The organism is Nocardiopsis sp. NPDC055551 (assembly GCF_053619415.1).
On the sequence record NZ_JBSHJJ010000006.1, the window covers coordinates 173,985 to 186,526 of the forward strand.

The following is a 12,542-nucleotide window of genomic DNA, read 5'->3' on the forward strand; positions in this document are numbered from 1 at the left end:
GCGGGGCCCATTGGAGCGTGGGCCAGGCGAGGTGGTCCTCGGATGGTGCCCTCAGGACGGCGGAGCGGACGGGAGCATGAACCGGTCGCGGGGTACGCCGACGAGGGACCGGGGCCCGGCCGCACATGCGGGCCCCGGAGAACGGGAGTCCTGTCGAGGTCGGAGCCGAGACGGTGCCGCCTCGGCCCCGCACGTCGCGATCATGGGGACGTGGTCCCTCGACGTGGTACTAGATGAAGCCCGGGACGGCCTTCCAGGCGTCGCCCGCCTCGGGGGCGTCGTCACGTTCGACGACGGCCTCGATCTTGCCGTAGGGACGGTCGGCGGCGAAGAAGACCTCGTTGGGGTTGTCCAGGCCGAACGGGGACAGATCCACCAGGAAGTTGTGGTTGTTCGGCATGGAGAAGCGGATCTCGGCGATCTCCGGGTGGGCTTCGAGGACGGCCTTGCCCATCGCGTACAGCGTCTGCTGCAGGGCGAGGCTGTGCGTCTCGGCGAAGGCCTCCAGGCACAGGCCGCGGACGGAGGCGTAGACCTTGTCGAAGTCGTGTTCGGTGCCGACGTAGCGCCAGCGGGCGGTGACGTCGGTGGCGAGGATCCGGTCGTTGGTCTCGGGCAGCGTGGTGTACCGGGTCTTGGGGTAGCTGTGGAACTCCGAGCCGGTGGACTTGAGGACGGTCAGGCCCTCGAAGCCGGAGACCACCCACTCCTTGTCCCCGTCCTTGTTGACGACGGTGGTGCGGGTCTCGGCGCCACGGCGGGTGAACGCGTGGTCGTGCGGGCCCTTGGCGGTGGTGATGCGGTCCCAGGAGTACTCCTGGACCTCCTGCCGGGCGCCGTACACGTAGTCGTGCTCGTCCACGAAGTGCCGCGCGAGTCGAAGGGCGAAGTCCTCGATCGCGCCGACGCCGCCCCACTCCCGGGCCTTGGCGTAGACGGTGTTCTTCTGGGTGTCGGTCGGCAGGCACTTGGCGTTGTCGCCGATGGTGTGGACTTCCTCCAGGTCTCCGCGGAGCTGGGAGGTGACGTTGACGTCCTTGATCCGGTGGACGTCGGTGTCGCGGTTGATGTGGACGAGGCGGACCTCGGCCTTGCCGTACTGGTTGTCTCCGAGCCTGATGCCCATCAGGGTGAACTCCATCCGTGTGGATTCGTTTCATCGCTCGCGCCGGTGCGCGCTGTGCGTATGAGGGAGGACCGCTGTGGTCATGCGGAAGGACCTGTCACGCACTCGAAGAGTCGGGGGATGCCTTGTGTGCGGCGGGGATACGGTCTGGTGTTCCTCCTTCTCGGGGCCGGTGGTCCGGGGCTAGGAGCCCCGGTAGGTCGAGTAGGCGAACGGGCTGAGCAGGAGTGGCACGTGGTAGTGCGCGTCCTCGTCCGCGAGGTCGAACACGATGGTGACCTCGGGGTAGAAGCCCTTCTGCCCGGTCGCGGTGAAGTAGGACCCGGTGTCGAACACGACCCGGTAGTACCCGGCGTCGAGCCGATCGGGGCCGAAGTCGGGGATGCGCCCGTCGTCGTCGGTACGGCCCTCGGCCACCGGTTTCCAGGAGGTGCGCGCGTCGTCGGCGGCCGCCTCCAGACGTACGGGCACGTTCCGGGCGGGCAGCCCCAGCGCGGCGTCGAGGATGTGGGTGGTCACGTGGCTCATGCCGCCTCCAACAGTTTGACCAGGCGCAGCCCGGCGATCTTGCGCAGTTCGTCGCCGACCACGGCCAGTTCGGACTCGGGGTCGTTGTCCAGGCGGGCGACCAGGTCCGTGAGGAGTTCACGGCCGGAGCGTCCGCTGGCGCAGACGAGGTAGATCTGCCCGAACCGACCCTCGTACTCCCCCTGCGCGTAGGTGAAGATCCGCTGGACGCGGGTGGAGGCGTCGTCGGTGTCGGCGGAGAACGCGGACTGTTCCCCGCGTGACCAGGTCGCTTCGGTGTTCTCGCCCTTGGCCTTCTCCCCGATGCGCGGGTGGCGGGCCAGGGCGGTGGCGACCTCGTCGGGGGTGATCGCACGCGCGTGCTCGTCGGCACGGGCGAGCAGGGTGGCGCGGTCGGTGAAGGGCGCCTCCGTGGCGACGGCCTCCACCCAGCGGTCGATGTCCAGGCACTGCGCGAGTTCGGTGCGCAGGTCCTCCTTCGACAGCCGGTTCAGGCGGGCCAGTCCCGGCTCGGGGACGGCCCCCGAGGTGTCCGGGGTGGTCTCGGGCATGTGTTCTCCCTGGGTCCGGCCGGTGTCCCCCTGCTCACGGGGCACAGGGCCCACGGGGCGGGGAGTCCCGCGGCTCGGACCTTGGTTTCGTAGGGCAGATAGCTGATTCCGCATTACGGATTGAAGGGACTCTAAACGATGACAGTGTGACCTTGTCAACACTGGCAAGGGGCTTTCTGGGAAAAAGTCCCGGTTCTGTGTCCTCGCGCGAAGAACGCGGGAAGTTGCTGTTCGCGGGTGGTGGGCCGGTCGTTGGGGTGGGGGTGGGGCCGAAAGAGTGGTTGACAAGCCTCGGTGGGGCGCTGCACACTCAAATCATTCCTTAAAGTGAAAAGTAGTTTCCGCAAAGTGGAAGTAGCTTCTGGAGGCCGCGCATGAGCCACACACTCGGGTACACGGTGAACTGCTCCCTGCTGTTCACCGAGCTCCCCGTCAACGAACGCCCTCAGGCCGCCAAGGACGCGGGCTTCCACGCCATCGAGTTCTGGTGGCCCTTCGAGACCGCCACCCCCGAGCAGGCCGACGTCGACGCCTTCGTCGCCGCCATCGACACCGCCGGCGTACGCCTGACCGGCCTCAACTTCTTCGCCGGACGGCTGCCCGGCCCCGACCGCGGCGTGCTCTCCCACCCCGACCGCGTCGCCGAGTTCCGCGCCAACGTCGACGTCGTCGTCCAGATCGCCGAACGCACGGGGGTCACCGGCTTCAACGCCCTCTACGGGCTGCGCCAGGACGGTGTCGACCCGGCCGAACAGGACCGCGTCGCGCTGGAGAACACCCTCGCCGCCGCCGAAGGCGTCGCCAAGGTCGGCGGCACGGTCCTCGTCGAACCCATCAGCGGGTCCGAGACCTACCCGCTCAAGACCGCGGCCGAAGGCCTGGCCTTCGTCGCCCGGGCCAAGGCCGCGGGGGCCGACAACGTCGCCCTCCTCGCCGACTTCTTCCACCTCGCCGTCAACGGCGAAGACCTCGCCGCCGTGGTGCGCGAGCACGCCGCCGACTTCGGACACGTCCAGATCGCCGACGCACCCGGACGCGGAGAGCCCGGTACCGGCGAACTCCCCCTCGCCGAACTCCTCACCGCTTCCCGGGCCGGCGGCTACCAGGGCCTGGTGGGCCTGGAGTACAAGCCCACCGTCCCCTCCGCCCAAAGCCTCACCCGGCTCCCGTGAACAGCGCACACACCGACAGACAAGGACCCGCCATGTCCGCCCGCAAGATCGCCTTCATCGGCCTCGGCATCATGGGCCTGCCGATGGCCGTCAACCTCGTCCGCGCCGGTCACACCGTCACCGGTCACAACCGCAGCACGCAGCGCGTCGACGCTCTGGTCGGAGAGGGCGGCCTACGCGGCGGCGGTGTCGCCGACGCGGTCGCCGACGCCGACGTCGTCATCACGATGCTCCCCGACTCCCCGGACGTCGAGGCCGTCCTGACCGGTCCGGACGGCGTCTTCGAGAGCGCCAAGCCCGGGACGCTCGTCATCGACATGAGCACCATCCGCCCCGACGTCGCCCGCGCCCTCGCCGCCACCGGCGCCGAGCGCGGCTTCCGGGTCCTGGACGCCCCGGTCAGCGGGGGCGAGGCCGGCGCCGTCGAGGCCAAGCTGTCCATCATGGTCGGCGGCGCCCAGGAGGACTTCGACGCGGCCCGACCGATCTTCGACGTCCTGGGCACCACCCCGGTCCTGGTCGGCCCCAGCGGTTCCGGCCAGACGGTCAAGGCCGCCAACCAGCTCATCGTGGCCGGCCATCTCCAGCTCCTCGCCGAGGCCCTGGTGTTCCTGGAGGCGCACGGGGTGGAGACCGAGGCCGGCCTGGAGGTCCTGGGCGGCGGGCTCGCCGGCAGCACCGTCCTGCAACGCAAGGGCAAGGGCATGCGCGAGCGCGACTTCGAGCCCGGCTTCCGCATCGCCCTGCACGACAAGGACATGCGCATCATCACCGACTCCGCGAGCGCCGCCGGCGTGGCGATCCCGCTCGGGTCGCAGGTGGCGCAGTACGTCGCCGCGCTCAAGAACCAGGGGCACGGCGGCCTCGACCACTCCGCGCTGCTCAAGATCGTCGAACGGCTCTCCGGCCGCGACCGGTAGGAAACCGATCCTCCCGTAGAACACGGGGCGCGGCCGTCGTCCCCGGGTGTTGGCCCACCCGGGATCGGCACGACGGAGCCCCCACCCCTGGCACACACAGTCACCCCAGCACTGAAGGGTTCGCTCCCATGGCGAAAATGCCCGCGATGAACGCCGTCGTGGAGGTTCTCAAGGATGAAGGCGTCGACACCGCCTTCGGCTGCCCCGGCGCGGCGATCCTCCCCCTCTACAAGGCCCTGGAGGACGTCGGCGGCATCGAGCACCTGACCGTCCGCCACGAGGAGGGCGCCACCCACATGGCCGACGGGTGGTCCCGCACCACCGGCAAGGTCGGCGTGGCCATCGGCACCTCCGGCCCGGCCGGCACCAACATGATCACCGGCCTGTACACCGCGATCGCCGACTCGGTCCCGATCGTGTGCATCACCGGTCAGCAGCGCACCGACCTGCTCGACAAGGAGGGCTTCCAGGCGGTCGACATCGTCGAGATCGCCAAGCCCGTCACCAAGTGGGCCGTGCAGATCAAGGAGGCGGCCACCGCCCCGTGGATCTTCCGCGAGGCGTTCCGGGTCGCCCAGGAGGGGCGCCCCGGACCGGTCCTGATCGACATTCCGTTGGACGTCGCCCAGCGGGTCATCGAGTACGACCCCGCGCTGGACGCCGCGCTCAAGATCAACACCGTCGAGCCGCACCTTCCACGCGTGGAGAAGGCGCTGGACCTGTTGCTGGAGGCCGAGCGTCCGCTCATCCTCGCCGGTGGCGGGGTCATCCTGGCCGAGGCCTCCGAGGACCTGCGCGAACTCGCCGAGTACCTCCAGGTCCCGGTGCAGGTCACCCTCATGGGGAAGGGTTCCTTCGACGAGGACTCACCCCTGTACTCGGGCATGACCGGCGTGCAGACCTCCCAGCGCTACGGCAACACGTCCTTCCTGGAGTCCGACCTGGTCCTGGCGGTGGGCGCGCGCTTCGCGGACCGTCACACCGGCCAGATCGACGTCTACCGGGGCGAGCGCAAGTTCGTCCACGTCGACATCGAGGCCACCCAGATCGGTCGGGTCTTCGAACCCGACCTGGGCGTGGTCTCCGACGCCAAACTGTTCATCCGGGAACTGCTCGCCGCCGCCAGGCGTCGTGAGACCAAGGCGCGGGTGGGGGAGTGGATCGCCCGCGTCGGCGAGCTGAAGGAAACCCTGACCCGTCGCGAGGACTTCGACAGCGTCCCGGTCAAGGCCCCGCGCGTGTACAAGGAGATCAACGAGGTCTTCGACGCCGACACCTACTTCGTCACCGCCATCGGCCTCTACCAGATCTGGGGCGGCCAACACCAGAAGGCGTACAAGCCGCGCCACTACCAGATCTGCGGCCAGGCGGGCCCGCTCGGCTGGGAGATCCCCGCGGCCATCGGTGTCAAGAAGGCGCTCAAGAACACCGAACCCGACGCCGAGGTCGTCGGCATCGTCGGTGACTACGGCTTCCAGTACATGGTCGAGGAGCTGGCCGTCGCCGCCCAGTACGACGTGCCGTACGTGATCATCATGCTCAACAACGAGTACCTGGGTCTGATCCGTCAGGCCTCCATCCCGTTCGACATGAACTACCAGGTGGACGTCCACTACGACGAGTACGGCACCGACAACGTCAAGCTCATGGAGGCCTACGGGTGCTCCGGGCGGCGCGTGTGGGAACCGGGCGAGGTCCGCGACTCCCTGGAGTGGGCCCGCAAGGAGGCCAAGGCGACCTCGCGTCCGGTGCTGGTGGAGATCATGATCGAGCGCGAGGCCAACACCCCGCATGGTCCGGCGATCGACGCCGTCAAGGAGTTCGAGCCGCTGCCGAGCGCCTGATCCGAAGACCGCCACGGGGCCGGACCTGCACCCGAGCCCCGTGGCAGGGCCCCTCCGAGACCGGCAGGAGGGGCCCTTTCCCCGCTTCCGGCGTTCCCTCGCCGGGTACATCCGCGGAGGTTTCGAAAGACCCCAAGGCGATCACAGAGACCATGTGGACAAGAACTCTGAGTCATCATCGCTGGTGATCAAGAACGTACGCGTCTTCGACGGTGAGAACGACCGACTCGAACCCGGGCACGTGGTGGTGCGCGGAAGGCGCGTCGACCGGATCGTCCCTCACACGGACCCGGTCGCCGAACCCGACGGTGCCCGGGTCATCGACTGCGCCGGTGAGGCGGGAGAGATCACCCGGGTGCTCATGCCCGGGCTCATCGACGCCCACACGCATCTGGCGGTCGGCGGCATCTCCGCCCTCGAAGTGTTGACCGGTCCGGACGGGCTGGTGCACTGCAAGGCCCTCGTCGAGGCCCGGCGCATGCTCATGCGCGGGTTCACCTCGGCGCGTGACATGGGCGGGCCCACCGCGGCGATCAAGAACGTGATCGACTCCGGTGACTTCCCGGGTCCGCGTATCTATCCGAGCAACGCCGCGATCTCCCAGACCGCCGGACACGGCGACTTCTCCGCCGTCTACGACGCGCCCACCGCCCTGGGCGGGCCCCTCTCCCGAGCGGACCAGGTGGGGATCATGCGGGTCGCGGACGGCACCGAACGGGTGCTCGCCGCCGTACGCGAACAGCTCAAGAAGGGGGCCAGCCAGGTCAAACTCATGGCCGGTGGTGGGGTCACCTCGATCTACGACGACCTGGACGTGGTGCAGTTCACCCCGCAGGAGCTGCGGGTGGCGGTCCAGGCCGCCCAGGACTGGGGAACCTACGTCGCCGTGCACGTGTTCACCACCGAGGGGATCAAGCGTGCCCTGGACGCGGGGGTCCGCTCCATCGAACACGGGCAGTTGGCGGACGAGGAGACGGTCGCCCTCATCGCGAGCAAGGGGGCGTGGCTGAGTACCCAGCCCTTCGCCGAGGGCGACCACACCTTCCCCGACCCGCGCTCCAAGGAGAAGGACGCCAGGGTCTGTCGGGGAGTGGACCACCTGTTCACCTGGGCTCGCGATCACGGCGCGCGGATCGCCTTCGGCACCGACCTGCTCTTCGCCCCGGACGCGGGTGATCGACAATCACGGATGTTCGCCCGCCTGGACCGGTACATGTCACCGGTGGACGCCCTGCGCGTGGGCACCTCGGGCAACGCGGCCCTGCTGCGCATGTCCGGCGCCCGCGATCCCTATGGTCAGGCCGAGCTGGGGGTGGTGCGGCCGGGCGCCTGGGCGGACCTGTTGGTGGTGGAGGGTGATCCCACCCGTGACCTCTCCCTGTTGGCCGACCCCGAGCGGAACCTGTCGGTCATCGTCAAGGACGGGCTGACGTATCGCGATCGCCTCGGGTAGAGGAGAGGCCCCGGTCCGAGCGGGCGGACCGGGGGCCTCGATGAGGCGGCTCAGCCGCAGTAGGTCTCTTCCTGGTCGATGATGCGGTAGGGGCAGTCCGCGTAGTCGAGCAGGCGCAGCACCGCCTCCTCGTTGCGCGAGGTCTCACGCTCGATGACCGACGAGGGCGGGTAGAAACCACCGTCCGCGGGCGACTTCGGATACATCTCAAATGTGAAGTTCACGATGCCCTGGTCGGCCCACAACCAGTCGTTGATGGACCCGTCCGTGACGTACAGGTCGCTGGACTGTTGGGGCGTGTACCCGTTGGCCTCGGCCATGTACTCGCCCAGCGCCTCGTGGGTGTCGTACTCCTCCTGCGACATCGCGTCGTTGGTCTCGTCGTAGGTGTGGCCGAACGGCCAGAGGATGAGCTCGCTGTAGGTGTGGAAGTCGATGGCGCTGGTGATCTGCTGTTCGCCGTCCACCACGCGGCCGCGTACGAAGTCCGCGACGGCGGCCACCTCGACACCGGACTCGGCCGCGTCGCCCCGGTAGGTGATGCTCTCCGGGTCGCCGGAGGAACCGCCGCAGCAGCCCCAGTTGTAGGCCCAGTTACGGTTCAGGTCGGTACCGATGGCCGACGAACCCTCGCTGGGCTGGCGGTTCTTGCGCCAGTCCCGCCAGGTGTCATCCGCCATGTCGTACTCGCTGCCGTCCGGGTTGACGTTGGGCAGGATCCAGATCTCACGGCCGTCGACCAGTTCGGTGATCCGGTCGTCCTCGCCGTACCCGTCGGTGAGCAGGTCCATCAGGTAGATCGCCATCTCGACGGTGAGGTGTTCGCGCGCGTGTTGGGAGTGGGTGAACAGCACCTCGGGCCGGTCCTCGTCCACGGACACGTTGCCGCTGATCTTCACCGCGACCAGGTCCTGGCCCTCGTAGGACTGCCCGTAGACCTCCTTGGCGGCGAGTTCGGGGTGCTGGGCGACGACCTCGTCGACGATCTCCAGCAGTTCGGGGTAGGTGGTGTAGCCCGGGTCGGGGGAGGCCAGGGTCTCGGGGAGTTCGTAGGGCTCGGCGGCGTAACCGAGGGAGTCCAGTTCGTCGACGTCGTCGATCGAGCCGGTGATCAGCAACGAGTCGTCGCCGACGTGGTCGATGGCGACACCGGTGGCGGCGATCTCGGAACGTTCCTCGGCGGTGCTCACGCCGTCGACCTCGTACAGACCGTAGGAGGGTTCGGCGGTGGCGCTTCCGGTGGCCAGCGTCCCCAGGAGGAGGGCGCCGGCGGCGACGGGGACGAGGACTCTTCTGACGGGGGTCGTGGGGGAGGGGTACTCCACTATGCCTCCATGAGCGGGGAGTGAGGCGGCGAATACTAGGCGGTATTGGAGATCGGGCCACCCCGACCTGTCAATGTGGCGGATTTTCCGGCCGCGAGATGGCGAATCGTCTTGTTTGGAGTACTTGCCACGTGAAGCCCGCTTTTTCCGTGACCGCGCGGATGCCGAGCGTGGCCGGATCCGGCCACATGGGACCCCCGTGCCACGTCGACCGCCGCCCCTCGACCGCTTACCCGCGTCGGGCGCCGTCCGGCCAGATCACCTCGACCGGCAACCCCCGGTCCCGGGCCGCGACCACCGCGTCGGCGGTGCCTCCGCGTCCGTCGGAGGGATGCCCGTCCCAGACCGCGAAGAGCCGTTCCACGTTCGACAGCACCGCCTGGTTGGCGTCCTCGTAGGCGGCGCGGCCGGCCCGCCGGTGCGGCATGTAGCGCACCGACGACGCGCGGATGAGGAACCCGTCGAAGTCCTCGCGGTCCTCCGGCTTGACTTTGTTCTCCCGGTAGTCCGCGGAGGGGAGCACGACCTCGACCTTGCCCCCCGCGCGCAGGACGGCCTCGGCGAACAGCCGGTCGGCACCGCGCGCCAGGCAGGAGATGCCGACCAGGTCCTCGCCTCGGTAGGGCGTCAGGGCCGCGCCGAGCGCCTTGACGACCGCCTCGCGGCTCTCCTCGGTCAGGTTAGAGTGTCCGGTGATCCCGATCCGTGGCATCCTGCCCCCTTTGTCTTCTATGGCGTTGCCAGCAGGGTAAGGGGAAGTTCGTCACGGATCGCCGCCGTGTCCGGGTTTTTGTGCAGTGCGGAGGATTCGACGTACCAATCGCGCAGACGTCGGCGCACCCGCCCCGAGGCCAGGCCCGGGCCCGATCCCAGCGCCGCGCGCACGGAACGAGCCGACTCCGTGCCCTCTCCCAGGGCCGCGTACGTGCGGCCGAGTCCGATCAGGTCGAGGGTCCTTCCCCGGCCCGTCCCACGTCGCTCCAGCGCGGACGAGATGTACTCGACCGACTTCAGCGCGAACCGTTCGGACTCGGGCCGTTCCAGGGACCGACCCAGGTCGCGGTAGCGCGCGCCCACGACACCGGCCAGTTCGGCCTCGTCGAATTTTTGCGACCACTCGGGTGCGGGACCCTCCTCCCGTGCCAGGAGGTCCTGGGCCTGACCCACCGTGCGTTCGAACGACGCCACGCGACCCATGCGCGCGTACGACCACCCCTCGCGCGTGCGTAACAGGGCACGGACCGAGGGCGGGGCCCCGAGCGAGGCCGCCTGGTCCAGGGCCAGGCGCGTGATGTCGAGCGCGTCCTCGGGGTGGTGCAGGTCCAACATCTGACGCGCCATGTCGGCCAGCACCCGGACCCCGAAGGACGAGTGCTCGGGGCCCGCGTACCGGACCGCCCGCAGGGAGAGCGAGTAGTAGCGCTGCGCCGTGCCGTGGTCGCCCGAGTCGAAGGACATCGACCCCACGACCCGCGCGAGTTCGGCCATCACCGCGAACAGGCGCTGTTGCACGTCGGGCCGTTGTCGGTGCTCGACCAACTCCGAGACCTCCGAGAGCTGCCCGATCACGGCCTTGCGTCGTGTCCCCATCCGCCACCGTTCGTCCCAGTGGCGCAGGCACACGGTCGCCGCCTCGATCCGCTCCAGTTCCATCACACCGATGGTCGATCCGCCACTTCGGGTCCTTGGTGTGCCGGGTGCGGTCCACCGTTCCAGGAGTTCCGTCAGCGCGGCCCCGACCAGGATCGTGCCGCCGATGGCGAATGCCTCTCTACGTTTCATCAGGTCCCTCAGAGTCTGCTCGGCCATCTCCCGCGCCATATCCGCGGCGGGGGAGGAGTCGCTAACGCGTAAGGAGGATTCTGTCCACGACGCCTCCATTTCATTCTCGGAATCCGAGGCCGCGAGTCCGAGAACCCTTCTGGCCTGCGAGGGCATGGATAAACCGTCGGCCACACGGAGCCAGGTGTCTAGAGCGGTGACCGAACGGCGCCCGCACATGATCGCGCTCACGTGGGGCTGGGCCATGTCGATCGCCGAACCGATCGTCTGCTGGCTCGCACCGGTGTGCAGGCGCACGAGCCCCAAGAGGGCACCCGCGTCCCTTCGTGCGAGGCAGCCACGAACGTCGTTTCGATTCCAGAACGGACCCGGCGGGAGTACCCGGGTCTGGAGCTGCGATTTCGCCATACATATCACCGGTGTATATCTGTGCGGGATTCCGTGCCGAGGGGAAAACGAGGTTTGCTCGCCTTGTTCATCCTTACCCGGATTCGGTGGCCGGTGAATGGACCGAAGACCCTGATCGGTTCGTGTGCCCGCCACATGTGGAGGTCCCCATGTCCATCTCCCGATCGACACGCGAGCGTTCCATGAGCGTGGAGCTCGGACCGGCGGCCATCGAACGAAGAACGTGCCCGGTCGGAGCGGGGGAGGTGGGGACGTGAGCCGGGCCCACCGGAGGATGGTCGACCGTCTTCGCGCGCAGGTGCGAGTGGGCTCCGACTGGGAGAAGGTCTTCGCCGAGGTCCCGCGCCACCGGTTCCTTCCGGACCGCTTCGTCCCGGACGGTGGGCGGGACGAGGTCGACCGGTGGCACGACGAGACGGCGTGGATGGAGGCCGCCTACGCCGACCAGGGGGCCACGGTCGGACACCACCAGGCCGGCGGACTCGACGGCGCGCGCTCGATCGGTGGTTCCGTGTGTTCGCCCTCCCGGGCCGCCGACCTACTGCTCCGCGCCGATCTCACCCGCGGCATGCACGTCCTGGAGATCGGTACGGGCAGCGGCTATTGCTCCGCCCTGATGTGCGGGTTCCTGGGAGAGGACGCGGTGGTCTCGGTCGAGATCGATCCCGACCGCGCCGATCACGCGCGCGTCAACCTCCTGGGCGCGGGAGCGGTCCCCACGGTGGTGGCCGGTGACGGTGTGGACGGTTGCGCGATCCGAGCGCCCTTCGACCGGGTGGTCTCCTCGGTGCCGGTCGAGCGGCTGCCCGACCGGTGGGTGGAACAGTGCCTGCCCGGAGGGCGGATCCTCACCCGTTGGGGCGGTTCCTTCTCCCATGACCTGGTGGCCGACCTGCGCGTGGGCGCCGACGATCGTGCCCGTGGCCACTTCACGGTGGCGCGCCCCTGGGCTCCCGCGCTCGCGGGGGAGCACGAGGCCGCCCTGATCTCCCGGTACGTCAGACCGGGTGAGGAGGAACGGTCACACGCCTTCGACCTGGACGCGTGGGACCTGATGGACGAGGCGAGCGCGCTGTGCTGTGGTCTGACGATGCCCGGGGTGCGGCGGATCGTGCGGCCGGCGCTGTTGCGGTCGGACCTGCGCGTGGCCCTCTACCTCATCGATCCGGAGTCCGGTTCCTGGGCGCTGGGCGCGGTCGCGGCCCAGGCGCCACGAGGGGTCCTGGCCAGGCAACGCGGCCCGCGCATGCTCTTCGACGAGTGGGCGCGCGCCCACATGGCGTGGAAGCGGGTCGGGCGGCCGGGACTGGATCGCTTCGGGGTGACGGCCGGGCCCACGGGACAGACCATCTGGCTGGACGACGAGCGCACGGTGTGGGCGGTGACCGCATGAGGGGGTTCGAGGGCCGGGTCGGTCCGTGTGAACGTGTCCG

General features: G+C 69.1%; 11 protein-coding genes. 5 read left to right on the top strand and 6 right to left on the bottom strand.

The features are described from left to right. Window positions 1-229: 229 nt before the first annotated feature. The 3 genes from pucL to uraD all read right to left on the bottom strand — a co-directional run bounded on the left by pucL (window position 230) and on the right by uraD (window position 2,205). Window positions 230-1,126 (bottom strand): factor-independent urate hydroxylase, encoded by an 897-nt coding sequence (gene pucL, locus ACWGSK_RS12905; protein WP_358512123.1) that lies wholly within the window; start codon window positions 1,124-1,126, stop codon window positions 230-232. Between the two features lie 183 nt (window positions 1,127-1,309). Then, complete coding sequence (gene uraH / locus ACWGSK_RS12910; RefSeq protein ID WP_358511984.1) at window positions 1,310-1,654, bottom strand: hydroxyisourate hydrolase; 345 nt, start codon at window positions 1,652-1,654, stop codon at window positions 1,310-1,312. Then, the gene (gene uraD, locus ACWGSK_RS12915) at window positions 1,651-2,205 is read right to left on the bottom strand and encodes a 2-oxo-4-hydroxy-4-carboxy-5-ureidoimidazoline decarboxylase (RefSeq protein ID WP_358514223.1); all 555 of its coding nucleotides are present in this window, start codon (window positions 2,203-2,205) and stop codon (window positions 1,651-1,653) included. The genes uraH and uraD overlap by 4 nt, the downstream gene beginning before the upstream one ends. Before the next feature lie 374 nt (window positions 2,206-2,579). On the opposite strand from uraD, the gene ACWGSK_RS12920 reads away from it, so the two are divergent. From ACWGSK_RS12920 to ACWGSK_RS12935, 4 genes are all read left to right on the top strand, one after another. After that, window positions 2,580-3,377 carry a hydroxypyruvate isomerase family protein gene (locus ACWGSK_RS12920; RefSeq protein ID WP_358514221.1) on the top strand — a complete coding sequence of 266 codons (798 nt, stop codon included), beginning with the start codon at window positions 2,580-2,582 and terminating at the stop codon, window positions 3,375-3,377. A gap of 32 nt (window positions 3,378-3,409) precedes the next feature. Continuing rightward, entirely contained in the window at window positions 3,410-4,297 is an 888-nt protein-coding gene (locus ACWGSK_RS12925; RefSeq protein WP_452455891.1) for a 2-hydroxy-3-oxopropionate reductase, read from the top strand. A 128-nt stretch (window positions 4,298-4,425) separates the two neighbouring features. Further along, a complete protein-coding gene (gene gcl, locus ACWGSK_RS12930) occupies window positions 4,426-6,141 on the top strand; it encodes a glyoxylate carboligase (protein ID WP_452455892.1) in 1,716 nt (571 codons plus the stop codon). A 184-nt stretch (window positions 6,142-6,325) separates the two neighbouring features. Further along, the gene (locus ACWGSK_RS12935; protein WP_452455893.1) at window positions 6,326-7,594 is read left to right on the top strand and encodes an amidohydrolase family protein; all 1,269 of its coding nucleotides are present in this window, start codon (window positions 6,326-6,328) and stop codon (window positions 7,592-7,594) included. Window positions 7,595-7,644: 50 nt separating this feature from the next. Here the strand turns inward: ACWGSK_RS12935 and ACWGSK_RS12940 are convergent, their stop codons facing one another. The 3 genes from ACWGSK_RS12940 to ACWGSK_RS12950 all read right to left on the bottom strand — a co-directional run bounded on the left by ACWGSK_RS12940 (window position 7,645) and on the right by ACWGSK_RS12950 (window position 10,701). Then, a complete protein-coding gene (locus ACWGSK_RS12940) occupies window positions 7,645-8,919 on the bottom strand; it encodes a M14 family metallopeptidase (protein WP_358514213.1) in 1,275 nt (424 codons plus the stop codon). A 229-nt stretch (window positions 8,920-9,148) separates the two neighbouring features. Continuing rightward, entirely contained in the window at window positions 9,149-9,631 is a 483-nt protein-coding gene (locus ACWGSK_RS12945; protein ID WP_358514211.1) for a hypothetical protein, read from the bottom strand. Window positions 9,632-9,648: 17 nt separating this feature from the next. Further along, complete coding sequence (locus tag ACWGSK_RS12950) at window positions 9,649-10,701, bottom strand: hypothetical protein (protein ID WP_358514209.1); 1,053 nt, start codon at window positions 10,699-10,701, stop codon at window positions 9,649-9,651. Between the two features lie 661 nt (window positions 10,702-11,362). On the opposite strand from ACWGSK_RS12950, the gene ACWGSK_RS12955 reads away from it, so the two are divergent. After that, entirely contained in the window at window positions 11,363-12,502 is a 1,140-nt protein-coding gene (locus ACWGSK_RS12955) for a protein-L-isoaspartate O-methyltransferase family protein (protein ID WP_358514207.1), read from the top strand. The last annotated feature ends 40 nt before the right edge of the window (window positions 12,503-12,542 follow it).